The organism is Sphingobium sp. IP1 (assembly GCF_002708645.1).
In the GTDB taxonomy this organism is placed as follows: Bacteria; Pseudomonadota; Alphaproteobacteria; order Sphingomonadales; family Sphingomonadaceae; genus Sphingobium; species Sphingobium yanoikuyae.
This window is the reverse complement of sequence record NZ_NOIW01000020.1, coordinates 53,374-77,672: the sequence shown is the minus strand read 5'-3', so window position 1 is coordinate 77,672 and position 24,299 is coordinate 53,374. Positions and strand designations below refer to the sequence as shown.

Below are 24,299 nucleotides of genomic sequence, written 5' to 3'. Positions count from 1 at the left end.
CAGGCGGGCGACGGCCCGATCCAGGCCGCACCCCCGCCCGGCATCACGCCGGACGAGGCGGGGCGCCCCCCGCCCGCGCCGCGCCAACCCCCCGAAACGGGCCTTAACCCAGCCGCAACCCGGAAACCCCCCCCCCCCCCCCCCGCCGCCGTGGGGGCCGAAGGCGGCGGCCCCCCCCCCCGCCCCAAACACAGGCCGTCACACCCCCCACCCGATTCGGTTTTGGGCCCCCCCCCCGCGCTTCTGGCAACGGCCATTTGCAATTGACAATCGATCGCAAATGAACCCGCCATGATATTCGCTCCACCGATCGGGCCCGGCCCGCACCACTGATTTCCGGCACCCGTCCGGCCGGGTGGCTGGCGGGTGCCCATCTATCCAGAACAGGGGATTTCCATGCCATCCATCCATATGCTGCGGGCAACCGCGGCCCTTGTCGCGCTGACCGGCGCACAGCAGGCACTGGCTGCCGAGGCTGACCAGGATTCCAACCAGATCGTCGTCACCGCCGCCGGCCGTGAACAGGAGGTGCGCGACGCGCCCGCCTCGATCAGCGTCATCACCCGCGAGACGCTGGACGCCATGCCCTATCGCGAAGTGACCGATGCGCTGATGGAAATCCCCGGCGTCACCGTCACGCCGGGCGAAGGCAATAGCCGCGACATCTCGATCCGCGGCATGGCGCCGCAATATACGCTGATCCTGGTCGACGGTAAGCGGCTGTCGTCGCGCGAATCCCGCACCAATGGCGGCAATGTCAGCGAAGGTGGCCTGCTGCCGCCGCTCGAAGCGATCGAACGGATCGAGGTGGTGCGTGGCCCGATGTCCTCGCTCTACGGATCGGACGCGATGGGCGGCGTCGTCAACATCATCACCCGCCGGATCAGCGACCATTGGCGCGGCAGCGCGCGCGTCAACGGCACGATGCAGCTGGCGGACAATTTCGGCAATTATACCGACGGCAATTTCTATCTGTCCGGCCCTGTGACCAGCGGCATCGGTCTGCAATTGCAGGGATCGATGAACCGGCGCGAGGGCGACACGGAAATCGGCGGCACGCCCGAACGGCATGATGACAGCCTGGCCGGCAAGCTGGGCTTCAACCTCAGCGCCAACCACCAGATCCTGCTGGAGGGCGGCTATTATCGGCAGAAGGTGATCGAGGTTGCCGGCGAGACGACCGAGACGTCGGCGACCGCGCCGCTCGGCACCGAAACCACCCAGACCCAGAAGCGCAAGGTCGCATCGATCAGCCATAGCGGCCAGTGGGGCTTCGCCAGTTCCGAATCCTATCTGCAATATGAGGATGCCGAACATGTCGAGGCGCAGAAGCGGATCAAGAACACGGTCGGCCAGAGCCTGTGGGTCATCCCGCTGCCGTCCAACACGCTGACCGTCGGCGGTTTCTATCGCTATGAGGATCTGTCCGACCTGACCGGCAACCTTTTGTCGGGATCGACCACCACCGGCACCACCCGCACCAGCTGGGCGCTGTTTGCCGAAAATGAGCTGAAGCTGCTCGACGGGCTGGCGCTGACCGGCGGCATCCGCATGGATCATGACGAACAATATGGCGTCCACTGGACCCCGCGCGTCTATGCGGTGTGGAACATCACCCCGTCCCTGACGCTGAAGGGCGGCTATTCGCAGGGCTTCCGCGCGCCGAGCCTGCGCCAGACGATTCCCGACTGGGGCCAGACCAGCCGTGGCGGCACCATCTATGGCAATCCCGATCTGGAGGCCGAAACCTCTCGCACGATCGAGGCTGCCCTGCTCTTCTCGCGGAATGGCTTCAACGCCAGCGTCACTGCCTATGACACCCGCTTCAACGACAAGATCACCCGTGTGACCTGCGAAGTGGCGGGTGCCTGGTGCGTCGATGAACCGCTCAGCTCGATCGGCCGTCCGCCCACGACCTATGTCAATGTCGACAAGGCGCGGGTGCGCGGCGTGGAAGTCTCGGTCGATGTGCCGCTGACCCACACGCTGCGGCTGAACGCCACCGGCACGCTGACGGATTCGGAACAGCTGAGCGGCGCCAATATCGGCGCGGCGCTCAACGACACGCCCAAGCAGCAGGCCAGCGCCTCGCTCAACTGGCGCCCGGACAATCGCTTCTCCGCCTTCGTGCGCGCCGTCTATCGCGGCGAGGAAGCCGTGACCGAGGCGCAGATCAGCGGCAATAATATCGTGTCGCCCGACTATACGGTGGTGGACATGGGCGCATCCTACAAGATCACGCCCGCCTTCACCTTCCATGCCGGTGTGCAGAACCTGCTCGACAAGCGGCTCAACTATGACATGGCGGGCTATCTGATCGACCCGGCCCGTGTCTGGATGGGCGTGGGCGTGCGCTTCTGATCCGACGTGCGATCGCCGGCCCGGCAGAGACCGGGCCGGCGATCAGACGGCGACGCTGAAGCGCGTTTCGGCCGGGCGCAGATAGGCGTCGAAACAGGCGGCGATGGACCGGGCATAGGGCGCCGCGCCGGGTTGCAGCAGCAACTCGTCCCCCTCCCGCCGGAGCAAGCCGATCCGCTCGAACCGATCGAGCAGCGCCGGTTCAGCAAGGTCGCCACAAGCCGCCCGGCCATCGCACAGCAGCCGTTCGATCAACGCGCCCCGCCGCTGGTCGTCGGCACTGCGCCGCACCCCACGGGCTGCGGGCAGCCGATGGTTCGACAAGGCGTCGCGATAGGCACCGGCATTCTTCTCATTCTGGACGATCAGGTCGGGGAACTGGCTGATCGCGCTCGCGCCCATGCCGATCAGCGCATCGCTGTCATCCTCGGTAAAGCCCTGAAAATTGCGGCGCAGCCGTCCGGTTGCAGCGGCCACCGCGAGTGGATCGTCGGGCAGCGCGAAATGATCGAAGCCGATCGCCTGATAGCCGGCCGCCGTCAGCATCGCATGGCCAAGCTTCGCCATCGCAAAGCGCTGTTCGACACCCGGCAATTCGGTCGCGTCGATCCGCCGCTGACGCGGCAGCAGGCGCGGCATATGGGCATAGCCGAACAGCGCGATGCGCGAGGGGGACAGGCGAATGCTGTCCTCCAGGGTCCGGGCCAGATCCGCCTCGCTCTGCCCCGGCAAGCCATACATCAGGTCGAACCCCACCTGGATGCGCGCACGGGCCAGCGCGCCCACCGTCATCGCCACCGTCTCGGCCGGCTGCACCCGGCCGATCCGCTGCTGCACATGGGTGGCGAAAGTCTGCACCCCCAGGTTGACGCGCGTCACCCCGACCTTGGCCATGGCGTCGATCCAGGCCCGGTCGATCCGGCGCGGGTCCAGTTCCACCGCCATCGCCGCCGCGCTGGCGTCGAAGCAGAGCAGCAACTGATGATTGAGCCGGACCCAGTCGATCAGCGGCAGAGAATTGGGACTGCCGCCGCCAAAGGCGACATGGGTGACGCGCCCCCGTCCGCCGAGCCGCGCCGAAACCAGCGCCATTTCCCGCTCCAGCGCATCGACATAGGCCGACAGGCGGCGGGGCCGGGTCGCCGCCCCGGTGTTGCACCCGCAATACCAGCAAATGTCATGGCAATAGGGGATATGGACATAGAGCGACAGGCGCGCGTCCGCCGGCATCGCATCCAGCCGCTGCGCCATGTCGGCCGCCCCGACATCCTCGCCGAACTGGGCGGCGGTCGGATAGCTGGTGTAGCGCGGCACCGGCGCGGCGAGCAGGTCGGGATGATAGCGGAACATGGCGTCCCGCCTGCCATGGCGCCCGATGCCGAACATTGCGCAGGATCAAATCGCCGATTGCGCCGCATCAAGGAAGGCCGCCCCGATCGGGAGCAGAGCGCCATCACTGACCCACGATCAGGGATGGAGAAAAGACATGCACTTGAAAAAGATGATGATTGTCGCCGCGATGGGCGCCATGGGCACGGCGCTGGCCGCTGCTCCGGCCCAGGCCAAGCAGGGCGACGTGCTGGTGCGCGTGCGCGGCATCATGGTCGCCCCCACCGAAAAGAGCGGCAGCATCCTGCCCGGCTTCCCCGGCGAGAAGGTGTCGGTGAACAACGGCATCGCGCCCGAAGTCGACGTCACCTATATGGCGACCGACCATATCGGCTTCGAACTGATCGCCGCGACCACCAAGCATAGCGCCAGCGGCCGCAGCGGCACCACCGGCGGGATCGGCAAGCTGGCCTCCACCTGGGTGCTGCCGCCGACGCTGACGATGCAATATCACCCGATCGTCGAGGGCCATGTCCGCCCCTATATCGGCGCCGGCGTCAACTATACGCTGTTCTACAACGAGGATGCGTCGAGCGGGCTGGAGGATGCGGTCGGCAAGACCAAGGTCCATATGTCCGACAGCTTCGGCTGGGCCGGCCAGGTCGGCGTCGACATCGACCTCAACGACAAGATCTTCCTCAACCTCGACGTCAAATATATCGACATCGACACCAAGGTGCGGCTGACCACGGCCGCGGCCGGCACCCAGAATGTCAAGGTATCGCTCGATCCCTTCGTGTTCGGCGTGGGTGTCGGCATGCGCTTCTGATCCTCCGGGGGGTGGACCAGAAGGAAGGGGCCGGAGCGGATCGCCGCTCCGGCCCCTTCATCATTTCACCAGCGATGCGATCAGAAACGCTTTTCCAGGATCAGCAGCGACGGCTCGTCATCGACGCTGCGGGCGACAAAGCCCTGTTCGCGCTCCAGTTCGATCGCGGCATGATTGGCGCGGCTCTCGATCGCCTGGAGCAGGCCGACGCCCATTTCCTGCGCGCGGTCGGTGGCGTGGCGCAGCATGCTCCAGCCCACGCCCTTGCCGCGATGGTCGGCGCGCACCGATATCGCGACTTCGGCGCGGGTCCGGTCGGGATCGGCGGCCAGGGTCGCCGCAGCCAGTATGGCCCCCTTCTCGTCGGTCGCCAGGAAGGTCTCGCAATTGTCGGGGTCGCCATGGATCAGATCATGAATCTGCCCGGCGCTGACGCCCGGCGCACTGCTGAGAAAACGGAAGCGGCGATCATCATCGGACACGGCCGAAAAGAAATGGGCCAGCGCCCTGGCATCGCCATCCTGCGCCGGGCGCACCTGGACGCGAATACCGGTACGGGTTTCCAGAATATCCTTGTCGGTCATGAAGAAGGCATCCCTTGCTATGATCGTTGTCCCCCGAATGTGCCATCGGATCGGCGATCGAAATAGGGAAATTTGCGGATAGAGACCAGCCGAGCAGGCTACTAGTCAGGATGACGATCATGCGGCGCTGCATCGGCGCCCTCTTGTCGGGACATGTTCGATGAAGACCATATTGCTGCACATCCGCGCAGACAACGGCATGGAAAGCCGGCTGCAGGCCGCGTTCGACCTGTCGCGCGCGACCGGCGCCCATATCAGTTGCCTGCAGATCGCGCCGCTGCCCGAACTGGTCGCCGCCGATCTTTATGGCAGCGGCTATCTGGTGCCCGAGGCAATCGATGCGGTGCGCCGCCAGGACGAGGAAATCCGGCTCGGATTGGAAGAGCGCCTGCGGCGCGAGGGCATGGCGTGGGACTGGCATTATCGCAGCGGCGACCTGGTCCAGGGGCTGCTGGAAACCGGTCGCCTGGCCGACGCGATGCTCGTTTCCCTGCCGCCGCCGGGCCGCCGGCAGGCCGATGATCCGGCGCCGATCGTCGCCGACCTGGCAGTCAACAGCCGCGCCCCGGTGCTGGCGATCCCGAGCATGGCCAAGGGCTTTCGCTGCACCGGCCGCGCGATGGTCGCCTGGGACGGATCGCATGAAGCGGCGTCGGCGCTGACCGCCAGCCGCACCCTGTTGCGGGTGGCGAGCGAAGTCCATGTCGTCACCGTCGACGAGCGCACGAAGCGCGATTTCCCGCCGACCGACGCCGCAGAATATCTCTCGCGCCACGGCATTGCGGTCGAGATTCACGAATGGCCGCGCAAGGATCGCAGCGTGGAAGAAGCGCTGTCCCATGCCTGCCAGGAACTGTCGATCGACTGGATGGTGATGGGTGCCTTTGGCCACAGCCGGCTGCGGGAAACCATTTTTGGCGGCGTAACCCGCTATATTCTGGCCGAAACACGGGTTCCGCTCTTGCTGGCGCACTGATTTACGGTCAGTGATCGGACATGGCGTTCAACGATGGCGATCCGCAGGATAATGCGACCAGCCGGGAACAGGCTCTGCTGGGATCGATCCTGGCAACGGTGCCCGATGCGCTGATCGTGATCGACGCGACCGGGCATATCGTATCGTTCAGCCCGGCCGCCCAGCGCATGTTCCAATATGCCGAAGCCGATGTTCTGGGCCGCAATGTTGCGATGCTGATGCCCTCGCCCGATCGCGAGCGCCACGATTCCTACCTGCAACATTATCATGACACCGGCGAGAAGCGGATCATCGGCATCGGCCGACTGACCACCGCACGCCGGCGCGATGGCTCCACCTTTCCGATCGAGCTGGCGGTCGGCGAAGTGCAGGACCATGGCGAAAAGCTGTTCACCGGCTTCGTGCGCGACCTGACCGATCGGCAGAAGGCCGAGCGGCGCCTGCAGGATCTGCAGGCGGAACTCAGCCATGCCGCCCGCGTCACGGCGATGGGCACGCTGGCTGCGGCGCTGGCGCATGAACTGAACCAGCCGCTGACCGCGATCGCCAATTATATGGAGGCAGGCCGCGACCTGCTGCGCACCGATGCGCCGGTCGACCGCGACTTGCTGGGCGAGGCGATGGACGAAGCCGCGCGCCAGGCGATGCGCGCGGGCCAGATCATCCGGTCGCTGCGGGAGTTCATCCGTCGTGGCGAAGCCGATCGCCAGGCCGAACCGGCGGCCACGCTGCTGGCCGAGGGGGTCGCGCTGGCCTTCATCGGCATCGACAGCCGGGGCATCGACATGGACATCGTCGTCGACCCGCGCGTCGGCCGGGTGATCGCCAACCGGGTGCAGGTGCAGCAGGTCATCATCAACCTGGTGCGCAACGCGGTCGAGGCGATGGACGGCCGCAATCGCCGCATCCTGCGCCTGTCGGCGGTGCCGGCCGAAGACGGACAGGTCGAACTCATCATCGCCGACAGTGGCCCCGGCCTCGATCCGGCGGTCGCGCGATCGCTCTTCACCCCGTTCAGCACGACCAAACCCGCCGGCATGGGCGTGGGCCTGTCGATCAGCCGCACCATCGTCGAGGGGCATGGCGGACGGATCTGGGCCGATGCCTCGCACTGGGGCGGCGTCGCCTTCCACTTCACTCTCGATTCTGCGGACCGCCTGCCATGAGCCTGCCCACCGACCAGCCCATCCATGTCGTCGATGATGACGAGGCGATCCGCCGGTCGCTCTCCTTCATGCTCAGGACCAGCGGCTTTGCGGTACGGCTTTTCTCGGGCGGCACCGAATTCCTGAAGGAGGTCGGGACGCTGGAGGGCGGCTGCGTGCTGCTGGACGTGCGGATGCCCGACATTGACGGACTGGAAGTGCAGCGCGAACTGCGCGCGCGCGGCATGATGCTGCCGGTCATCATCATGACCGGCCATGGCGATGTCGGCATGGCGGTCGCCGCGATGAAGGCGGGCGCCACCGATTTCATCGAAAAGCCGTTCGAGAAGGCGGCATTGCTCGCCGCGATCGAAGCCGCCTGCGCGCAGGCAAGCTCCGACCAGGGCCGCAACAGCCAGCGCGAGACTGCCCGCGCCCGGCTCAACATCCTGACCGATCGGGAACGCGAAGTGCTCAAGGGCCTGGTCGACGGCCTGCCCAACAAGACGATCGCCTATGACCTGGGCATCAGCCCGCGCACGGTCGAGATTCATCGCGCCAACCTGATGCAGAAGCTGCAGGTCCACAGCCTGTCGGAAACGCTGCGCATCGCCTTCCAGGCGGGGCTCGAATAGGACAGAAAGTCCCATAGGGGATTTACGGATAGTGCCCGCCCCGCCGCCGCGCCAAGCAGCGGTCATGAACATGCATTTTGATCTCGCGCAAACCCTGCCCGGCGGCATGCCCGTTCCTGCCCCCTGCTCCGACGCCAGCTTCTGCCAGCGCTGCGAGGTGCGCGACCGCGCCATCTGCGCCACGCTGGAAGAGGATGAGCGGGGCGCGCTCAATCGCCTGGGCCGGCGCGTCACGATCGCGGCGGGGCAGACGGTGATGTGGGAAGGCGACGACGCCACCATCGTCGCCAATGTGATCGACGGCACGCTCAAATTGTCGGCCTCGACCGGCGATGGGCGCGAACAGATTGTCGGCGTGGTCTATCCGTCCGACTTCATCGGCCGCCCCTTCGGCCGCAGCACGCCGCACAGCGTCACGGCGCTCACCGACGCGCGCCTGTGCCTCTTCACCCGCGGCGCCTTTGACGGCTTTGCCCGCGAGCATCCCGAGCTGGAGCATCGACTGCTGCAACGCACGCTCGACGATCTCGACCGGGCGCGCAGTTGGATGCTGCTGCTCGGCCGCAAGAATGCGCGCGAGAAGATCGCAACCTTCCTGCTCGACATGTCGCGCCGGCTGGCCCGCGAAGGCCAGGCCCCGCTCGACCGGTTCGACCTGCCGCTGTCGCGCCAGCAGATCGCCGACGTGCTGGGCCTGACGATCGAGACGGTGAGCCGGCAGCTGACCGACCTCAAGCGGATCGGCATCATCGCCCTGCCCGGCCGCCGCATGGTGGAAATCCGGGATCGCGCGGCGCTGCTGGACTGTAGCGAAGCGGCCTGAACCGGCCGCGCCGGGCATGCCCGGCCTATTTGCCCCGATCATCCTGCAATCGGGATCGCCCCTCTTCATCTTGCCGGCCGCTTGTTCTATGGCCGCAGGCCTGATTGCCGAGGGAATGCCATTTTGATCCTGGACCTTGTCGCCGCCGCTTCGAGCGCTATCCGCTTCGACCAGCTGGGGCTCAGCCCCGTCGCCCTGGACCTGGGCTTCTTCACGCTCAAATGGTATAGCCTGGCCTATCTGGCCGGCATCCTGATCGGCTACTGGTATCTGTTGAAGCTCATTGCCCAGCCCGGTTCGCCAATGGCCCGGCGCCACGCCGACGACATGATCTTCTATGCGACGCTGGGCATCATCATCGGCGGCCGGCTCGCCTATGTCTTCTTCTACCAGCCCGAAATCCTCCAGCATCCGCTGGACATCTTCAAGCTGTGGAATGGCGGCATGTCCTTCCATGGCGGCGCGGCGGGCGTGTCGCTCGGCATCCTCTACATGGCGCGCAAGGAGAAGCTGAGCTGGCTGCGCATTCATGACTATGTCGCCTGCGTCGTGCCCTTCGGCCTGTTCTTCGGCCGCCTCGCCAATTTCGTGAATGGCGAGCTGTGGGGCAAGGAAACCGACGTGCCCTGGGCGATGATCTTCCCGACCGGCGGCCCCTTCGCCCGTCATCCGAGCCAGCTTTACGAAGCCTTTTTCGAAGGCATCATCCTGTTCTGCATCCTCGCCTTCGCCTTCTGGAAGACCAAAGCGCGCTACAAGCCGGGCATGCTGGTCGGCCTGTTCGTCTTCTTCTATGGCGTGTTCCGCTTCGGCGTCGAATATTTCCGCGAGGCCGATGCCCAGCTGATGGAATTTGCCGCCCGCACCGGCCTGCACATGGGCCAGTGGCTGTGCGTGCCGATGATCCTTGGCGGCCTCTACCTGATCGTCACCGCCAAGGGCCGGCGCGTGCGCGTGGAGCCGATCGCGGGCAGCGCCAGTGTCAGCTGACGCCCTGCCCGGCGCGATGGGCCTGCCCGAGCGCCTGGCCCGCCAGATCGATGCCGGCGGGCCGATCTCCGTCGCCCATTATATGGGCGAGGCGAACCAGCATTATTATGGCACGCGCGATCCGCTGGGGCTGGAGGGGGACTTCACCACCGCCCCGGAAATCAGCCAGATGTTCGGCGAACTGATCGGCCTGTGCCTGGCCGATGTCTGGCTGCGATCGGGTCGGCGCGCCGATCCGCTCTATGTCGAGCTGGGGCCGGGTCGCGGCACGCTGGCGGGCGATGCGCTGCGCGCGATGGAGGGGGCCGACGTCACCTCGCGCATCCATTTCGTCGAGACCAGTCCGACCCTGCGCGAGCGGCAGCGCGCCCAGATTCCCCATGTCGTCCATCATGACAGCGTGGAAAGCCTGCCCGACCAGTCCCCGCTGCTGGTGGTCGCCAATGAATTTTTCGACGCCCTGCCCGTGCGGCAGATGATCCGCGTCGGCGACGAATGGCGCGAACGGGTGGTGATCCGTCGCGAGGAAGAAGGCCGCTTCATGGCGGTGCCGGGCTATCGCCGGATCGAATCGGGCCTGCCGCCGATCGCCGCGCAGGCGCCCGAAGGCGCGATCATCGAAGTGGCGCAGGCCGGTGCCACCGCGGGCTATGCCCTTGCCAGCCGGATCGCGCGCCAGGGCGGCGTCGCGATCATCATCGATTATGGCTATGAAGGCCCGGCCCTGGGCGACACGCTGCAGGCGGTGAAGAACCACCAGTTCACCGATCCCTTCACCGATCCGGGCGAGAGCGACCTTACCACCCATGTCGATTTCACGATGCTGGCCAATGTCGCGCGCCAGGCCGGGCTGCGCGTCCATGGCGCGGTGACGCAGGGCCATTTCCTCCAGCATCTGGGCATCGACGTGCGCGCATCCGTGCTGGCCAAGGGCAGCCCGCAGCGCGCCGCCGAACTGGAGGCGCAACGCCATCGCCTCACCGACGAGGCGGAGATGGGGACATTGTTCAAGGTGATGGCCTGGGTCCACCCCGACTGGGCCGACCCGGCAGGTTTCGAGAAATAGCGGCCCTGCTGGCCGCTAGTTCTCAATCTTCCTGATGATAGCGGCTGAGGCGGCGGATGAAGCCAATGAGGCCCGTCTGGCGGCTGCGCTTCATCCGTTCGGCGTGCAGGATGGTGCGCACGCGCTCGAAACATTCCTCGACGTCGACATTGCACAGCACATAGTCATAGCCGTCCCAGTGGGCGATCTCGCCCGCGGCGCGCGCCATGCGGCCCTCGATCACTTCATTGCTGTCGGTCGCGCGGCCACGCAGACGCTTTTCCAGTTCCTCCATCGAGGGCGGCAGGATGAAGATGCGGACCACGTCGCCACCGGCAATCTGGTGCAGCTGCTGCGCGCCCTGCCAGTCGATGTCGAACAGCACATCCTTGCCGCTCTTGAGCATCGCCTCGACCGGCGCGCGCGGCGTGCCATAGCGCTGACCGAAGACATGCGCCCATTCCAGGAACTCATGGTCGTTCGCCATGCGGCGAAACTCTTCCAGGTCGACGAAATGATAATCCTTGCCATCGACTTCGCCCGGCCGGATCGTCCGCGTCGTCGCCGACACCGACATCGACAGGTCCGGTTCGCAGGCCAGCAATTTGCGTGCAATCGTCGACTTGCCGGCGCCCGAGGGCGAAGACAGGACAAAGAGAACGCCGCGGCGCTTGAAATCGGGGGTGTCGGTGGGAATGTTGTCGGCCATGGCCGCTAGTGGCGTCGTGGACGGCATTTTGCAAGAGGTTGGGGGAGAAGAGGCTTGGCGCGATCGCGTAACAGAATGAATCGGCGAGGCTTTATCCTCGCTCTGCTGATCGCGCTGGGGGCTGCGGCGATCCTCTATCTGATGGGGCGTCCACCGATCTGCACCTGCGGCACGATCGCGCTATGGCATGGGCCGATCGACAGCGGCAACAGCCAGCATCTGTCCGACTGGTACAGCCTCAGCCACATCATCCACGGCTTCCTCTTCTATGGCGCGACCCATTTGCTGATGCGCCGCAAGCCGCTGGGCATCCGCCTGTCGGTGGCGGTGACGATCGAGGCGGCGTGGGAAATCCTTGAAAATTCACCAATCATTATCGACCGTTACCGCACGGCGACGATCGCGCTCGGCTATTCGGGCGATTCCATCCTCAATTCGATGAGCGACATCGGCATGATGGCCCTGGGCTTCCTGTTCGCGTCGCGCGCGCCCGTCTGGCTGACGATCATCGTCGCGATCGGTTTCGAGTTGCTGGCACTGGCGGTGATCCGCGACAATCTGACACTCAATGTCCTGATGCTCGCCTGGCCGATCGACGCGATCAAGGAATGGCAGGGCGCGCTTTAGCCCGCCTTCTTGCGGGCGGCGCGCGCCTCGTCGATCAGGATCGGCTTGGCGCTGGCGTCGGTCAGCAGCTTGGTCGCCATCTTGCGGTCCGCCTCGCGCTTGGCCTCATAGAGCTTGCCCGCCAGATAGGCGCCGGTGAGGACCATGGCGCCGACCGGATAGCGCATGATGAGGCGCTTGGCCCCGGCCCCGGCGATCAGGCCGATCACGCCCTTCTTGCCCGTGTCGGCGGCGACCCGTGCGGCCACCACCGTCGCGCCGAGCCGCGCCGCCTTGCGAAAGAGGCTCGACTTGCGAACGCGCGTCGCGGTGGACGGAAGCTTTGCGGCGGTCGGGGCGGGCGTTTTCTTCATAGGGGATTAATGTATCGCACCCGCCCCGGTTCCGCCAGTTGATCTGGATCAGACCATATTTTCCGGCCGCACCAGCCGGTCGAAGGTCGGCTCATCGACCAGCCCCAGTTCGAGGCCCGCCTGCTTGAGCGTCAGCCCCTTCTTGTGCGCATGCTTGGCGATGGTCGCGGCATTGTCATAGCCGATCTCGGGCGCCAGCGCGGTCACCAGCATCAGCGAGCGCTCGACCAGTTCGGCGATCCGGCCCTCATTGGCCTGCATCCCTTCGACGCAGCGTTCGGCAAAGCTTTCCATGCCGACGCTGAGCAGATGAATCGAGCGCAGCACATTGGCGCCGATCAGCGGCATGAAGACATTGAGTTCGAAATGGCCCTGCATGCCGCCGACGGTCACCGCCTGATGATTGCCGATCACCTGCGCCGCCACCATGGTCAGCGATTCGCACTGGGTCGGGTTGACCTTGCCCGGCATGATCGAGCTGCCCGGCTCATTGGCGGGCAGGTCCAGCTCGCCCAGGCCCGAGCGCGGGCCGGAGCCCAGGAAGCGGATGTCATTGGCGATCTTGGTCAGCGCCACCGCCAGCGTGTTGAGCGCGCCGGAGAAGAAGACGAGGCCATCCTTGGCGGCCAGCTGCTCGAACTTGTTGGGCGCGCTTTCGAACGGGGTGCCGGCAATGTCGCTGATCGCCGCCGTCATGTCGTCCGCCCAGCCATCGGGTGCGTTGAGACTGGTGCCGACCGCCGTGCCGCCGATCGCCAGCTTGCGGATATTGCCGTTCAATGCCCCCTCGATCCGCGCCTTGCTGCTGACCAGCTGCGCAGCATAGCCGGAAAATTCCTGGCCCAGCGTCAGCGGCGTCGCATCCTGCGTATGGGTGCGGCCGATCTTGACGATATGACCCCAGCCTTCCGCCTTGGCGGTCAGCGCGCCGGTCAGCTTTTCGAGCGCCGGAATCAGCTTGTCGCGGGTCGCCAGCACGGTCGCGACATGCAGCGCGGTCGGGAAGCTGTCGTTCGACGACTGGCTCATGTTCACATGGTCGTTGGGATGGACCGGGCTCTTGCCGCCGCGCGTGCCGGCCAACTGCTCATTTGCATAGCCGGCGATCACCTCATTGACGTTCATGTTGGTCTGGGTGCCGCTGCCGGTCTGCCAGATGACGAGCGGAAACTGGTCATCGAGCGCGCCGGAGACGATCTGCTGCGCGGCATTCTCGATGCCCGCGACGATCGTCGCGTCGAGGCCATGTTTCGCATTCACCCGCGCCGCCGCCTGCTTCACGATCGCCTGCGCATGGACGATGCCGATCGGCATCCGCTCGGTCGCGCCGAAGGGAAAATTCTCGATGCTGCGCTGGGTCTGGGCGCCCCAATAGGCGTCGGCGGGCACCTCGATGGCGCCAATGCTGTCGGTTTCGGTGCGGGTAGCGGACATTCAGAACTCCCAGTTAAGAATCAATCGCAAAACTGGTCCCGATGTAGGGCCGGGGCGGGAAATTCCAAGGCGAAACTTGCGAATATCGCATATCCCCGCAGGCCATCCCCATGACAGGCCGCAGCCGTCATGCAGCCGCAGGATCTGCGCCTTTACCGGGGTTTACCGCAATTGATCGGCGCACGCGCCCCGATATCCTGCCTGGCATCCAGGAGGAAAACCGCATGTCCGATCGCCCCGTCCTTGCCCTCCTCCTCTGCCTTGCCGCCACGACCGCTCCGGTCCACGCAGCAGAAGAGGAAAAATCGTCCGACGACCCCACCAAGATCGCGACCAAGGTCGGCATCACCCGTGCCTCCGACGAATTTTCACTGTCCGGATCGGTCGCGGTCGGCCCCAAGCTGAAATTCAATGCCCGCGTCTCGGAATCCGGCCTCTGGTCGGTCGGCGCATCCTATCTGTTTCCGGTCGCGATCCTGACCTTCTCGGCCGGCAAAAGTCATTTCGATTCGGGCGTGGAACAGACGCGCTATTCGCTCGGCGGCTTCGTGCCGCTGTCGCAAGTCGGCCTCAAGACCGGCAAATTGCAGATGTTCGTGCCGTTTGGCTACAGCTATACCAAGGGGCATGGCCCGGTCAGCGACATCGACCAGAGCGATGGCCTGCCGATCGCGCTCAGCAGCAACAGCGGCTATGTCGGCTTGTTCCTGTTGCGGCCGCTGGGGCCGAAGCTGACCGCGATGGCGGGCGGCAATGTGACCAGGGGCACCCATGATTTTTCGGGCGTGGCGCTGGGTGGTGGCCTGTCCTACCATCTTACGCGTCGCGACACGGTCGGCGCCAATATCAGCTATGTCGACAATAGTTTCGGGACGAGCCAGAAGCTGCGCTTCTCCTATCGCCACGAATTTTGAGCCTGCGGCCGATCCCGGCCGCCGGGCTCACTTCTTCTTGCCGAAATCCACCGTGACGACGTTGGATCCATCCTCGGTCGTGACCAGCGGCGCGTCATTTTCGGCCACGTCATGGGGTTCGGGCTCTTCATCGGCCTGAACCTGGAACTGCAGCGCGAAATTGACGGCGGGATCAACGAAGGCGGTGATCGCGCTGAAGGGAATGACCAGATGCGCCGCGACCTGGTTGAAGGTCAGGCTGACCTCGAAATGGCGGTCGCTGACCTTGAGATCCCAGAACTTGTTCTGGAGGACGATGGTCATCTCGTCCGGGAAACGTTCCGACAGATGCTTGGGGATATCCACCCCGGCGGCATGCGTCTTGAACGTGATGTAGAAATGATGCGCGCCCGGCAGGCCACCGGTCTGCTGCACTTCGCCCAGCACGCGGCCGACGACCGCGCGCAGGGCCTCCTGCACGATTTCGTCATAGGGAATCAGGCTGTCGGGCAGGTCTTCACTCATGGGGCATATGTCCTAACGACGCGAAAGCGGCGGTCAACCCCCGCCCGAGAGGTACATCATCAGATTGCATGGCGCGCGCGACGCGCTATAGGGCGCGCATGCGCACGGCCGAGATTCACCGCAACACTGCGGAAACGCAGATCGACGTGACCGTCAACCTCGACGGCACCGGTCTTTACACCGTCTCCACCGGGATCGGTTTCCTCGACCATATGATCGAGCAGTTGTCGCGCCATTCGCTGATCGACATGACCGTCAAGACCATCGGCGACCTGCATGTCGACCAGCATCACACCACCGAGGATACGGCGATCGCGATCGGCGAGGCGCTGGCCAAGGCGCTGGGCGACAAGCGCGGCATCAGCCGTTACGGTAGCGTCTATTCGCCGATGGACGAAACGCTGAGCCGCGTCGCGCTCGACATTTCCGGCCGTCCCTGGCTGGTGTGCAAGCTGCCCTTCACCGTCACCAAGATCGGCGAATGGGACACGGAGATGGTGGAGCATTTCTTCCACAGCCTGGCCCAGGCCGCCGGCATCACGCTGCACATCGAGCTGCTCTATGGCAGCAACAACCATCATATCGTCGAAAGCGCGTTCAAGGGCCTGGCCCGTGCGCTGCGCCAGGCGGTGGAGATCGACCCGCGCAAGGCCGACGCCATCCCCTCGACCAAGGGCATGCTCTAAGCATCACTTCCATAGAAAGGCCGACCCCATGTTCATCATTTCGCTGACCTATACGGCGCCGATCGATGTGCTGGACGGCCATCTGGCCGATCATCGGGCCTGGCTGGACCAGGGCATTGCCGATGGCTGGCTGCTGCTCGCCGGCCGGCGCGAACCGCGCACCGGCGGCATTTTGCTGGCGCGCGGCGAACGTGACGAGATCGCGGCGAAGGCAGCGACCGATCCCTTCGTCGTCAACGGCGCGGCATCGTTCGACCTGATCGAGTTCCTCCCGGCGCGCGCCGCCAGCGTCAATCTGGACACGCTGCTGCCATGACCATCGCCCTGATCGACTATGGCGCGGGCAATCTCCACTCGGTCCACAATGCCCTGCGCAAGGCGGGTGCCGATGATGTGACCATTACCGCCGATGCCGATGTCGTGGCGAAGGCCGACCGCATCGTCCTGCCCGGCGTCGGCGCCTTTCGCGCCTGCCGCGATGCCTTGGTCGCGATCCCCGGCATGGTCGACGCGATGAACGAGGCGGTGAACAGCCGCGGCATTCCCTTTCTGGGCGTCTGCGTCGGCATGCAATTGCTCGCCGACGCCGGCGAGGAGTTCGGCCGGCATGAGGGGCTGGGCTGGATTCCCGGCACGGTGCGGCTGATCGAACCCACCGATGCTTCGATCAAGGTGCCGCATATGGGCTGGAATGATGTGATGCTGAACGGCCAGCCGCCCCTGATCGAGGCCGGCGAGGCCTATTTCCTGCACAGCTATCATTTTGAGGCTGCGGACCCGGCCCATGTCGCCGCCGTCACCGACCATGGCGGGCCGCTGCTCGCCGCCGTCGCGCGCGACACCATCATCGGCTGCCAGTTCCACCCGGAAAAGAGTCAGCGCTACGGCCTCTCCTTCCTGTCCCGTTTTCTCGACTGGCGGCCTTGAGGCCCCGTTCGCGCAAAGGTTGATCCCATGTCCCTGATCGTCTTCCCCGCCATCGACCTCAAAGGCGGCCAGGTCGTCCGCCTGGCTGAGGGCGACATGGACCGCGCCACCGTCTATGGCGACGACCCCGCCGCGCAGGCGCTGATCTTTGCCGCAGCCGGCGCCCAGCATATCCATGTCGTCGATCTCGACGGCAGCTTTGCCGGCCATGCGGTCAATGCCGAAGCGGTCGAACGCATCGTCGAGGCCTTTCCCGGTCATGTCCAGCTGGGCGGCGGCATCCGCAACCGGGAGTCGGTCGAACGCTGGTTTGACCTGGGCGTATCGCGCATCGTGATCGGCACCGCTGCGCTCAAAGATCCCGCCTTCGTCAAGGCCGCGGCGCGCGATTTCCCCGGCGGCATCGTCGTCGCGGTCGATGCGCGCGACGGCTTCGTCGCCACCGACGGCTGGGCGGAAAAGAGCGACATGCCGGTGATCGACCTCGCCCGCCGGTTCGAGGATGCGGGCGTCGCCAGCCTGCTCTTCACCGATGTCGGCCGCGACGGCCTGCTCAAGGGCGTGAATATCGATGCCACCGTCGATCTCGCCCGCGCCACCGACATGCCGGTGATCGCCAGCGGCGGCGTGGCGGGGATCGCGGATATCCGCGTCCTCAGCCTCCATGCCGATGACGGGATCGAAGGCGTCATCACCGGCCGCGCCATCTATGACGGCCGCCTCGACCTCAAGACCGCGCTCGCGGTCGCGCAGGCGGCGGCGTGAACGGCGCCGGCCAGTTCCTCCCCGATACGGGGAGGGGGACCATGCGAAGCATGGTGGAGGGGGCTATCCCTTCACGCATCCCTATGCGGAAATCCCCCTCCACCACCGGCTGCGCCGGCGGTCCCCCTCCCCTTGCAGGGGAGGAAGCATGACCGTCCGCACCCGCGTCATTCCCTGCCTCGACGTTGCCAATGGCCGCGTGGTGAAGGGCGTCAATTTCGTCGACCTCAAGGACGCCGGCGATCCGGTGGAGCAGGCCAAGCTCTATGACGCGGCCGGCGCCGACGAACTCTGCTTCCTCGACATTACCGCAACTCATGAGGCGCGCGGCACCATATTGGATGTGGTGCGCCGCACCGCCGAAGTCTGCTTCATGCCTGTCACCGTCGGCGGCGGCGTGCGCAGCGCGGAGGACGCCCGCGCCCTGCTGCTGGCGGGCGCGGACAAGGTGGCGGTCAACAGCGCCGCCGTCGCCCGGCCCGAACTGGTGGCCGACATCGCCGATCGCTTCGGCGCGCAGTGCATCGTCGGCTCGGTCGATGCCCGCAAGGTGGGCGAGGGGCGCTGGGAAATCTTCACCCATGGCGGCCGCAAGCCGACCGGCATCGACGCGCTGGAGCATGCGCTACGTCTGGCCGAACTCGGTGCAGGCGAACTGCTCGTCACCTCGATGGATGGCGATGGCACCAAGCAGGGCTATGACCTGGCGCTGACCCGCATGATCGCCGATGCCGTGTCGATCCCAGTGATCGCCAGCGGCGGCGTCGGCACCCTCGACCATCTGGTCGCGGGCGTGGTCGAGGGCCATGCCAGCGCGGTGCTGGCGGCCTCGATATTTCACTTTGGTCAACATAATATTGCTGAAGCGCATCAGGCGCTGGCCCGCGCCGGCATCCCGGTTCGGGGCCATTAAAGCGCGGAAAAGCGCCAAAATGTCGGGTTAATTGACATTAACCCTATCGAGCTTTTGGCGGCCATTGGTCGCCAACCCCAGAAAAGCGTCACTTGGCAAAATTGGCACGGTTACTGCGTAGACAGGGCGCAGGGTCGTTTCGAAGCGATTTGTCCATTTTGAAACAGGGTGACTTTTATGCAGATCAGCAAACTTCTTCTCGTAGCGGGTTCGGCCAGCCTGATGGGCCTCGCCATCCCTTCCCCCGCCAACGCCACCTTCTGCTGGTTCAAGTGCGGCGGCTCCAGCGGCGGCGGCACCTCGTCGGGTGGCAGCAGCGGCGGCACGCCGACCCCGGTGCCTGAGCCCGAACAGATGGCGCTGTTCGGCATGGGCGCCGCCGTCCTGGCCGGCCGCGTCTTCTTCGCGCGCCGCAAGCAGAAGTAAAATTCATTTGACGGGTCGCGCGCGGGACGCTTGATGCAGCCCATGCGCGCGACCCTTCAAACCCTCGAACAGACCATCGCCGAGCGACGGAAGGCCGATCCATCGGCATCCTATGTGGCGAAGCTGACCGCCCGCGGCCGGGGCAAGATAGCCCAGAAGGTCGGCGAGGAAGCGGTCGAGGCGGTGATCGCCGCCATGGCCGACAATCGGGCCGAACTGGTCGGCGAAAGCGCGGACCTCCTCTTCCACCTGCTGGTGCTGCTGGCCGATTGCGGCGTGCCCTTCGACGATGTGCTCGACGAACTGGACCGGCGCGAAGGCCTGTCGGGCCTGGTCGAAAAGGCCGCCCGTCCAAAGGATTGATCCGCGCCACGGAAAGACATTGCCTTCCCGGCGTTTGTAGATCAGCCTCCACTGTCGGAGCGCGTTGGAACGGGGAGTGAAGGCATGATGCTGCGGACCATCCTGGGCGGACTGCTTGGCGGTTTCGCCATGTTCATCATCGGCTTCCTCTTCTGGGGCACGCCCCTGAGCGCGCTGGCGCTCAGTCGTGCCGATCCGCAGGCAAGCGCCAATCTGCAGGCCGCAATGGCGCAGGCGCTGGCCCGCAGCGGCACCGGCGTCTATGTCATCCCCGATCCCGCCACGGCGCAAGGCACCATCCTCTATGGCAAGGGGCCGGTGGCGATGCTCTTCTACAATAATGGCGGCTTCCCGGTGATGGACGGCTCCAGCCTGATCGGCGGACTGCTGCTGGCGCTGGCCACCGGTGTGCTGATCGCGCTGGCGCTGCGCTTCGTCACAGGCGACTTCAACAGCCGGGCGCGGGTGTCGATCCTGTTCGCGCTCGCCACCGTGCTGTGGCTGCATATCGGCCAGGCCGTGTTCAACCATGCGCCCTGGGGCTATAGCCTCTATCTGGCGCTGAGCGATCTGGTCGCGCTGAGCGTGGCCGGGCTGATCGCCGCGAATCTGATGGAAGGGCGCGCCGCAAAGCCGAGCGCCTCAGACAGCACGCTCCACTGACGCCATCCGCAACATGCAGGCGGCATGGCGCCGCGCGACCGCCATCCGGTCCGGGCCATAGCCGCCACCCATGCAACTGGCGACCGGGATGGCGCGCGCCAGCGCCTGACGCATCACCAGCCCGTCGCGCGCGGCCAATCCCTCGTCGCTGAGCGCCAGCCGGCCCAGCCGATCGTCCACATGACCGTCCACCCCGGCCTGATAGAGGATCAGGTCCGGCGCAAAATCTTCCAGCACCCGCGGCAGCATCTCGCCCAGCCCCGCCAGATACTGCGCGTCGCCGGTATCGTCGGCCAGGCCCAGATCCAGGCTCGAGCGCGCCTTGCGTACCGGGAAATTCTTCTCCGCATGAATCGACATGGTGAAGACATCGCCCCGCCCCGCCATCAGCGACGCCGTACCATCGCCCTGATGCACGTCGAGGTCGAGGATCAGGATACGGTTCACATCCCCCTCCGCGATCAGCCGGTTGGCCGCGATCGCGAGATCATTGAACACGCAATAACCAGCGCCGCTGTCGGCCAACGCATGATGGCTGCCCCCAGCGGCATTGGCGGCATAGCCATGGACCAGCGCCAGCTTCGCCGCCAGCCAGGTGCCGCCGGGCGACAGCAGCGCGCGGCGCATCACCCGCTCGGTTACCGGAAAGCCGATCCGCCGTTCCTTTTCGGGCGGCACGGCGAGTGCCAGCACCTCTTCGACATAGGCGGGATCATGCACCGCCGCGATCCAGGACGCGGGCATCGGATCGGGCGCATGAACGGTCATCGGCACGTCACTGTCGGCCAGCGCGTCCATCACCAGGCCATATTTGTCGAAGCGCGCCTGCTGGCCGTCTGTGGCCGGGGAGACATAGGCGGGATGGTGAACGACGTGCAGCATGATCTTTTCCCGCTATCGCGATTTGATAGATGGCCGCTTTGCGCTATCTGGTCCAGCATGAACCGTCCCGATTTGATCCGTTTCCTCGCCCTGCCCCTGCTGGCCGCCGCCGCCATCCCGGCCGTCGCGCAGCCACCGGCCGTGACACCGCCCCAGAGCGCGCCGCCGGCTGGCCAGGTCGTGCTGCCCCCTCCGATGGCAGTGATGCCCCCGCCCGTGCCGCTGCCGGCCCTGTCGCAGGCGCAGGATGACTGGGCGAATGAATGGCTGAAAAGCGGCATGGCCGAAGGGCTGATGGCGCGCAGCAAGCCGACCGCACCGATGCACGGCCAGCAATTGCTGAACGCCTTACTGGATCGCGGTCGCGCGCTCAGCACCGGCCGGGTCGATACCGCCGACTTCCTGGAGGTCTGGGCGCTGCGCCCCGCCGCCTTCGATCCGCGCCCCTCGCTCGCCAAGGCGATTGCCGAGGATCGGCTGCCACAATGGGCCGCCAGCCTGACCCCGCCCTATTCGGGCTATGATGGGCTGCGCAAGGGGCTCGCCACCTATGAGAAGATCCGTGACACCGGCGGCTGGCCCAGCCTGTCGGCCGGCGCCTCGGCCGATGTCGTGCGCGCGCGCCTGGCGCTGGAGGACAAGAGCGTCACCGGCACCGAGCCGCTGACCGCCGCGCTGCAACGCGCGCAGCGCCGCTATGGCCTCAACCCCACCGGCCTGCTCGACGCGCGCACCCTGACCGCGCTCAACGTGTCGGTGGATGATCGCATCGCCGCGATCATGGCCAATATGGAACGCTGGCGCTGGATGCCGCGCGAATTGCCGGTCAATCGCGTCCAGGTGAACATCGCCGCCGCGGTGCTGACCGTGTTCCAGGGCGACGAACCCGTCACATCGATGCGCGCCGTCACCGGCAGCCCGACCAACCAGACGCCGATGCTGTCGTCGAACATCCATTCCATCGTGGTCAATCCGCCCTGGAACGTGCCGATGTCGATCGCCAGGAAGGAGCTGTTCCCCAAGGGCCGTGCGACCCTGGCCAAGCAGGGCTACAAGATCGTGAAGACGCCCGAGGGCGGCGAGCGCATCGTCCAGCCCGCTGGCCCCAACAGCGCGCTCGGCCGGCTGAAGTTCGATTTCAACAATCCCTTCGCCGTCTATCTGCACGACACGCCTTCGCGCGGGAAATTCTCCAGCTATGACCGGCTCGCCAGCCATGGCTGCATCCGCCTGGAAAAGCCGGTATCGCTGGCCGAACTGATGGTGGCGAGCGATCCCAGCCTGTCGGGCCAGATCCAGAGCCTGATCGACACCAACAAGACCCAGCGCGTATCGCTGCCCTCGCAGGTCGCGGTCTATCTGCTCTACTGGACCGCCTTTGCCAGCAGCAACGGCACCATGAATTTCCGCGCCGATCCCTATGACTGGGACAAGCTGCTGGCCCAGAAGATCGAGGCCTCCAGCCGCCGCGTCGACCCCACCGCGGTCAATTCGACCGCCCCCGCAGCCAAGGACTGATCCCCATGCGCCATTTTGCCCGCCCCCTGCCCTTCGCCGCCCTGTCGGGCGCGCTGCTGCTTGCCGCCTGCGGCAAGAAGGAAGAGGAAGCCCCGGCGACCAATAATCTGGTCGAACCGCCGGTCGAGAATGTCATCGTGAACGAGCCGGAAGCACTGCCGCCCGAGCCGGAAAATGTCGTAACCCCGACTCCGGCACCGCCGCCGTCCGTGTCGGAACAGCAGCAGATTCTGGATGATGCCGAAGCCAGCGGCATGACCTCGCGCCTGCGCGAAAACGGCGAGGGGAGCCAGGGAGCGGACGAAGCGGGCAATAGCAGCCTGTGACTAACGGCGCCCCCGTCTTGGAGCGGGGGCGTTGATTTGTTATAGACGGCACATGGATCGCCGCAAATTCACGAAGTTCGCTTTAAGCGGACTCGCCTTCTCGTTTTTGACCGACAGTGTTGGCAAGGCCGCACTGCCGGTAGCGCCTGAACCCGCGAACCGCCCTCCGGTTCCCGCGACTCCATCGGCCGCACCGATTTTTTCGCGCAAGCCCTATGCGCTGCTGCTGGAGGAGGCCAAGGCCGCGCTCGACCAGCATGCGCGCGACTTCACCCTGCGTGACCGCATCGCCATTGCCGACTTCAACGCGCCGTCGAAGGAATTTCGGTTCCATATCGTCGACCTGATCGGTGGCCAGGCCAACAGCTATCTGGTGTCGCACGGCCGCGGGTCCGATCCGGGCCATTCGGGCTGGCTGCAGAGCTTTTCCAACGAGCCCAATTCGCTCGCCAGTTCGTCGGGCGCCTACAAGACGCTGACCGTCTATGATGGCCAGCATGGCCGGTCGATGCGGCTGGCGGGGCTCGATCCGCAGAACAACAATGCCGAAATGCGCGCCATCGTCATCCATGGCGCCGACTATGTCAGCGAGGACCATGTCGCGGCCTGGGGCAAGTGCGGCCGCAGCGAGGGCTGTTTCGCGCTCGCCCGCCACATGGTGCCGCAGGTATTGGGCATGCTCGGGCCGGGCCGCATGGTCTATGCCAACAAGATTACCGGCATGGTCGAAGCCTGACTGGCAAAGGCCCCGCCCGGATCACCGGGCGAGGCCTCTTCATGCTCAGCCGGCCTTGACGCCGCTCAGCGCCTGAGCGGCAGGCTTGTTCGACGCATCGACCGAACCGTCGGCCAGCATCGCCTTGCTCATCGTTGCCGCTTCGGTCTTGAGCGCGGCATCGTCGGTCGCCTGGCTGACGCCGATCAGCGCCGACAGCAGGATATTCTTCGTCACCGGATCGGCCGCATTGGCCGCCGCCGACTTGCGGGCCAGGCCCAGCGCTTCCTGATAGAGCGGCGCGGAGCCGGCCTTGTCCTGCGCGCCCAGCTTCTGGTTGCCCAGCTGGATCAGGATACCGGCCAGGATGTTGCGGCTGGTGGCATCGGCGGGCTTGGCCTCCACCACCTTGCGCCAGTGTGGCAGGGATTCGCCATAGAGCGCGATCACCTTGTCCATCTTGCCGAGCGCGCCCTGGGCAGCGGCATCGGCATAAAGCGCGTTGGCGAGGAAATTGACATTGTCGATCTTGGTCGGGTCGACCTCCACCGCGGTGCGGATGGCGGGCATCGCCGCCTCATATTTGGTCGCGGCGGTGGCATTGTCGCCCGCCTGCAGCGCGGTCTGGCCGGCGGTGAAATCGGTCACCGCCTGGTTGAAGGCGTTGATCTGTTCGGGAGTCATCTGGCCGGCGGCGGGGGCAGTGCTGGCTGCCGGGGCATCCTGTGCCAGGGCCGGTGCGGCGAGGGTGGAAAGGGCAAGAAAGGCAGGAACCAAAAGGCGGGACTGCAAGGTCAGGGTCTCCCTGGTCGTTGATCCAATGTGGCGGATGCAGTCAGGGCATCCGCCAACACAAG

General features: G+C 65.7%; 29 protein-coding genes. 21 read left to right on the top strand and 8 right to left on the bottom strand.

Annotated features, from left to right (window positions below):
- Positions 1–396: 396 nt before the first annotated feature.
- Positions 397–2,361: a TonB-dependent receptor domain-containing protein gene (locus tag CG471_RS09595; protein ID WP_099231712.1), complete on the top strand. Its 1,965-nt coding sequence runs from the start codon at positions 397–399 to the stop codon at positions 2,359–2,361.
- A 42-nt stretch (positions 2,362–2,403) separates the two neighbouring features.
- Here the strand turns inward: CG471_RS09595 and hemN are convergent, their stop codons facing one another.
- A complete protein-coding gene (gene hemN, locus CG471_RS09590; RefSeq protein WP_180275657.1) occupies positions 2,404–3,711 on the bottom strand; it encodes an oxygen-independent coproporphyrinogen III oxidase in 1,308 nt (435 codons plus the stop codon).
- Positions 3,712–3,847: 136 nt separating this feature from the next.
- On the opposite strand from hemN, the gene CG471_RS09585 reads away from it, so the two are divergent.
- Positions 3,848–4,519 (top strand): OmpW family protein, encoded by a 672-nt coding sequence (locus tag CG471_RS09585; RefSeq protein ID WP_004208552.1) that lies wholly within the window; start codon positions 3,848–3,850, stop codon positions 4,517–4,519.
- An 80-nt stretch (positions 4,520–4,599) separates the two neighbouring features.
- On the opposite strand, the gene CG471_RS09580 is transcribed toward CG471_RS09585, so the two are convergent.
- Entirely contained in the window at positions 4,600–5,103 is a 504-nt protein-coding gene (locus CG471_RS09580) for a GNAT family N-acetyltransferase (protein WP_004208553.1), read from the bottom strand.
- A gap of 160 nt (positions 5,104–5,263) precedes the next feature.
- Here CG471_RS09580 and CG471_RS09575 point away from each other — a divergent pair, with 160 nt between their 5' ends.
- From CG471_RS09575 to CG471_RS09550, 6 genes are all read left to right on the top strand, one after another.
- Positions 5,264–6,079, top strand: a complete 816-nt coding sequence (locus CG471_RS09575) for a universal stress protein (protein WP_099231710.1) — start codon at positions 5,264–5,266, stop codon at positions 6,077–6,079.
- A gap of 20 nt (positions 6,080–6,099) precedes the next feature.
- Positions 6,100–7,245 (top strand): sensor histidine kinase, encoded by a 1,146-nt coding sequence (locus tag CG471_RS09570; protein WP_004208555.1) that lies wholly within the window; start codon positions 6,100–6,102, stop codon positions 7,243–7,245.
- Entirely contained in the window at positions 7,242–7,859 is a 618-nt protein-coding gene (fixJ, locus tag CG471_RS09565; protein ID WP_099231709.1) for a response regulator FixJ, read from the top strand. Before CG471_RS09570 ends, fixJ begins: the two co-directional genes overlap by 4 nt.
- A 64-nt stretch (positions 7,860–7,923) precedes the next feature.
- On the top strand, positions 7,924–8,682 hold the full coding sequence (locus CG471_RS09560; RefSeq protein ID WP_099231708.1) for a Crp/Fnr family transcriptional regulator: 759 nt from the start codon (positions 7,924–7,926) through the stop codon (positions 8,680–8,682).
- Positions 8,683–8,805: 123 nt separating this feature from the next.
- A complete protein-coding gene (gene lgt, locus CG471_RS09555) occupies positions 8,806–9,672 on the top strand; it encodes a prolipoprotein diacylglyceryl transferase (protein ID WP_004208558.1) in 867 nt (288 codons plus the stop codon).
- Positions 9,662–10,738: a class I SAM-dependent methyltransferase gene (locus tag CG471_RS09550; RefSeq protein ID WP_017500115.1), complete on the top strand. Its 1,077-nt coding sequence runs from the start codon at positions 9,662–9,664 to the stop codon at positions 10,736–10,738. Before lgt ends, CG471_RS09550 begins: the two co-directional genes overlap by 11 nt.
- A 22-nt stretch (positions 10,739–10,760) precedes the next feature.
- On the opposite strand, the gene gmk is transcribed toward CG471_RS09550, so the two are convergent.
- Complete coding sequence (gmk, locus tag CG471_RS09545) at positions 10,761–11,426, bottom strand: guanylate kinase (RefSeq protein WP_004208560.1); 666 nt, start codon at positions 11,424–11,426, stop codon at positions 10,761–10,763.
- Positions 11,427–11,501: 75 nt separating this feature from the next.
- On the opposite strand from gmk, the gene CG471_RS09540 reads away from it, so the two are divergent.
- A complete protein-coding gene (locus CG471_RS09540; RefSeq protein WP_180275656.1) occupies positions 11,502–12,053 on the top strand; it encodes a DUF2585 domain-containing protein in 552 nt (183 codons plus the stop codon).
- Here the strand turns inward: CG471_RS09540 and CG471_RS09535 are convergent.
- The gene (locus tag CG471_RS09535) at positions 12,050–12,406 is read right to left on the bottom strand and encodes a hypothetical protein (protein ID WP_004208562.1); all 357 of its coding nucleotides are present in this window, start codon (positions 12,404–12,406) and stop codon (positions 12,050–12,052) included. The genes CG471_RS09540 and CG471_RS09535 overlap by 4 nt on opposite strands.
- A gap of 48 nt (positions 12,407–12,454) precedes the next feature.
- Entirely contained in the window at positions 12,455–13,840 is a 1,386-nt protein-coding gene (fumC, locus tag CG471_RS09530) for a class II fumarate hydratase (RefSeq protein ID WP_099231706.1), read from the bottom strand.
- Between the two features lie 224 nt (positions 13,841–14,064).
- Between fumC and CG471_RS09525 the strand changes: the two genes are divergently transcribed.
- Positions 14,065–14,754, top strand: coding sequence for a hypothetical protein (locus CG471_RS09525; RefSeq protein ID WP_099231705.1), 690 nt, complete (start codon positions 14,065–14,067; stop codon positions 14,752–14,754).
- A 27-nt stretch (positions 14,755–14,781) separates the two neighbouring features.
- On the opposite strand, the gene CG471_RS09520 is transcribed toward CG471_RS09525, so the two are convergent.
- Complete coding sequence (locus tag CG471_RS09520) at positions 14,782–15,258, bottom strand: SspB family protein (RefSeq protein ID WP_004208566.1); 477 nt, start codon at positions 15,256–15,258, stop codon at positions 14,782–14,784.
- A gap of 98 nt (positions 15,259–15,356) precedes the next feature.
- On the opposite strand from CG471_RS09520, the gene hisB reads away from it, so the two are divergent.
- The 8 genes from hisB (at position 15,357) to CG471_RS09480 (ending at position 20,001) form a co-directional block, all read left to right on the top strand.
- On the top strand, positions 15,357–15,944 hold the full coding sequence (hisB, locus tag CG471_RS09515) for an imidazoleglycerol-phosphate dehydratase HisB (protein WP_099231716.1): 588 nt from the start codon (positions 15,357–15,359) through the stop codon (positions 15,942–15,944).
- A gap of 28 nt (positions 15,945–15,972) precedes the next feature.
- Positions 15,973–16,260, top strand: coding sequence for a YciI family protein (locus CG471_RS09510; protein WP_004208568.1), 288 nt, complete (start codon positions 15,973–15,975; stop codon positions 16,258–16,260).
- Entirely contained in the window at positions 16,257–16,871 is a 615-nt protein-coding gene (gene hisH / locus CG471_RS09505; protein WP_099231704.1) for an imidazole glycerol phosphate synthase subunit HisH, read from the top strand. Before CG471_RS09510 ends, hisH begins: the two co-directional genes overlap by 4 nt.
- A gap of 27 nt (positions 16,872–16,898) precedes the next feature.
- Positions 16,899–17,636 carry a 1-(5-phosphoribosyl)-5-[(5-phosphoribosylamino)methylideneamino]imidazole-4-carboxamide isomerase gene (hisA, locus tag CG471_RS09500; protein WP_004208570.1) on the top strand — a complete coding sequence of 246 codons (738 nt, stop codon included), beginning with the start codon at positions 16,899–16,901 and terminating at the stop codon, positions 17,634–17,636.
- 148 nt (positions 17,637–17,784) lie between these two features.
- Positions 17,785–18,549, top strand: a complete 765-nt coding sequence (gene hisF / locus CG471_RS09495; protein ID WP_099231703.1) for an imidazole glycerol phosphate synthase subunit HisF — start codon at positions 17,785–17,787, stop codon at positions 18,547–18,549.
- 177 nt (positions 18,550–18,726) lie between these two features.
- Entirely contained in the window at positions 18,727–18,975 is a 249-nt protein-coding gene (locus CG471_RS09490) for a PEP-CTERM sorting domain-containing protein (RefSeq protein WP_037521159.1), read from the top strand.
- A 42-nt stretch (positions 18,976–19,017) separates the two neighbouring features.
- Positions 19,018–19,338 (top strand): phosphoribosyl-ATP diphosphatase, encoded by a 321-nt coding sequence (locus CG471_RS09485; protein ID WP_037508354.1) that lies wholly within the window; start codon positions 19,018–19,020, stop codon positions 19,336–19,338.
- A gap of 84 nt (positions 19,339–19,422) precedes the next feature.
- Positions 19,423–20,001: a hypothetical protein gene (locus CG471_RS09480; RefSeq protein WP_099231702.1), complete on the top strand. Its 579-nt coding sequence runs from the start codon at positions 19,423–19,425 to the stop codon at positions 19,999–20,001.
- Here CG471_RS09480 and CG471_RS09475 read toward each other — a convergent pair.
- Complete coding sequence (locus tag CG471_RS09475; protein WP_099231701.1) at positions 19,981–20,883, bottom strand: histone deacetylase; 903 nt, start codon at positions 20,881–20,883, stop codon at positions 19,981–19,983. The genes CG471_RS09480 and CG471_RS09475 overlap by 21 nt on opposite strands.
- A gap of 57 nt (positions 20,884–20,940) precedes the next feature.
- Between CG471_RS09475 and CG471_RS09470 the strand changes: the two genes are divergently transcribed.
- Genes CG471_RS09470 through CG471_RS09460 form a run of 3 tightly spaced genes read left to right on the top strand, consistent with a single transcriptional unit; the run spans position 20,941 to position 23,463 of the window.
- A complete protein-coding gene (locus tag CG471_RS09470) occupies positions 20,941–22,401 on the top strand; it encodes a L,D-transpeptidase family protein (protein WP_099231700.1) in 1,461 nt (486 codons plus the stop codon).
- Positions 22,402–22,406: 5 nt separating this feature from the next.
- The gene (locus CG471_RS09465) at positions 22,407–22,727 is read left to right on the top strand and encodes a hypothetical protein (RefSeq protein WP_099231699.1); all 321 of its coding nucleotides are present in this window, start codon (positions 22,407–22,409) and stop codon (positions 22,725–22,727) included.
- Positions 22,728–22,779: 52 nt separating this feature from the next.
- Complete coding sequence (locus CG471_RS09460) at positions 22,780–23,463, top strand: murein L,D-transpeptidase catalytic domain family protein (protein ID WP_010339641.1); 684 nt, start codon at positions 22,780–22,782, stop codon at positions 23,461–23,463.
- A 45-nt stretch (positions 23,464–23,508) separates the two neighbouring features.
- Here the strand turns inward: CG471_RS09460 and CG471_RS09455 are convergent, their stop codons facing one another.
- Positions 23,509–24,234 (bottom strand): hypothetical protein, encoded by a 726-nt coding sequence (locus tag CG471_RS09455; RefSeq protein WP_099231698.1) that lies wholly within the window; start codon positions 24,232–24,234, stop codon positions 23,509–23,511.
- Positions 24,235–24,299 lie beyond the last annotated feature (65 nt).

Bases quoted from the DNA above. Each gene is read 5' to 3' on its own strand.
- CG471_RS09595 (WP_099231712.1), top strand. From the start codon at position 397: ATGCCATCCATCCATATGCTGCGGGCAACCGCGGCCCTTGTCGCGCTG.
- hemN (WP_180275657.1), bottom strand. From the start codon at position 3,711: ATGTTCCGCTATCATCCCGACCTGCTCGCCGCGCCGGTGCCGCGCTAC.
- CG471_RS09585 (WP_004208552.1), top strand. From the start codon at position 3,848: ATGCACTTGAAAAAGATGATGATTGTCGCCGCGATGGGCGCCATGGGC.
- CG471_RS09580 (WP_004208553.1), bottom strand. From the start codon at position 5,103: ATGACCGACAAGGATATTCTGGAAACCCGTACCGGTATTCGCGTCCAG.
- CG471_RS09575 (WP_099231710.1), top strand. From the start codon at position 5,264: ATGAAGACCATATTGCTGCACATCCGCGCAGACAACGGCATGGAAAGC.
- CG471_RS09570 (WP_004208555.1), top strand. From the start codon at position 6,100: ATGGCGTTCAACGATGGCGATCCGCAGGATAATGCGACCAGCCGGGAA.
- fixJ (WP_099231709.1), top strand. From the start codon at position 7,242: ATGAGCCTGCCCACCGACCAGCCCATCCATGTCGTCGATGATGACGAG.
- CG471_RS09560 (WP_099231708.1), top strand. From the start codon at position 7,924: ATGAACATGCATTTTGATCTCGCGCAAACCCTGCCCGGCGGCATGCCC.
- gmk (WP_004208560.1), bottom strand. From the start codon at position 11,426: ATGGCCGACAACATTCCCACCGACACCCCCGATTTCAAGCGCCGCGGC.
- CG471_RS09540 (WP_180275656.1), top strand. From the start codon at position 11,502: ATGAATCGGCGAGGCTTTATCCTCGCTCTGCTGATCGCGCTGGGGGCT.
- CG471_RS09535 (WP_004208562.1), bottom strand. From the start codon at position 12,406: ATGAAGAAAACGCCCGCCCCGACCGCCGCAAAGCTTCCGTCCACCGCG.
- fumC (WP_099231706.1), bottom strand. From the start codon at position 13,840: ATGTCCGCTACCCGCACCGAAACCGACAGCATTGGCGCCATCGAGGTG.
- CG471_RS09525 (WP_099231705.1), top strand. From the start codon at position 14,065: ATGTCCGATCGCCCCGTCCTTGCCCTCCTCCTCTGCCTTGCCGCCACG.
- CG471_RS09520 (WP_004208566.1), bottom strand. From the start codon at position 15,258: ATGAGTGAAGACCTGCCCGACAGCCTGATTCCCTATGACGAAATCGTG.
- hisB (WP_099231716.1), top strand. From the start codon at position 15,357: ATGCGCACGGCCGAGATTCACCGCAACACTGCGGAAACGCAGATCGAC.
- CG471_RS09510 (WP_004208568.1), top strand. From the start codon at position 15,973: ATGTTCATCATTTCGCTGACCTATACGGCGCCGATCGATGTGCTGGAC.
- hisH (WP_099231704.1), top strand. From the start codon at position 16,257: ATGACCATCGCCCTGATCGACTATGGCGCGGGCAATCTCCACTCGGTC.
- hisA (WP_004208570.1), top strand. From the start codon at position 16,899: ATGTCCCTGATCGTCTTCCCCGCCATCGACCTCAAAGGCGGCCAGGTC.
- hisF (WP_099231703.1), top strand. From the start codon at position 17,785: ATGACCGTCCGCACCCGCGTCATTCCCTGCCTCGACGTTGCCAATGGC.
- CG471_RS09490 (WP_037521159.1), top strand. From the start codon at position 18,727: ATGCAGATCAGCAAACTTCTTCTCGTAGCGGGTTCGGCCAGCCTGATG.
- CG471_RS09485 (WP_037508354.1), top strand. From the start codon at position 19,018: ATGCGCGCGACCCTTCAAACCCTCGAACAGACCATCGCCGAGCGACGG.
- CG471_RS09480 (WP_099231702.1), top strand. From the start codon at position 19,423: ATGATGCTGCGGACCATCCTGGGCGGACTGCTTGGCGGTTTCGCCATG.
- CG471_RS09475 (WP_099231701.1), bottom strand. From the start codon at position 20,883: ATGCTGCACGTCGTTCACCATCCCGCCTATGTCTCCCCGGCCACAGAC.
- CG471_RS09470 (WP_099231700.1), top strand. From the start codon at position 20,941: ATGAACCGTCCCGATTTGATCCGTTTCCTCGCCCTGCCCCTGCTGGCC.
- CG471_RS09465 (WP_099231699.1), top strand. From the start codon at position 22,407: ATGCGCCATTTTGCCCGCCCCCTGCCCTTCGCCGCCCTGTCGGGCGCG.
- CG471_RS09460 (WP_010339641.1), top strand. From the start codon at position 22,780: ATGGATCGCCGCAAATTCACGAAGTTCGCTTTAAGCGGACTCGCCTTC.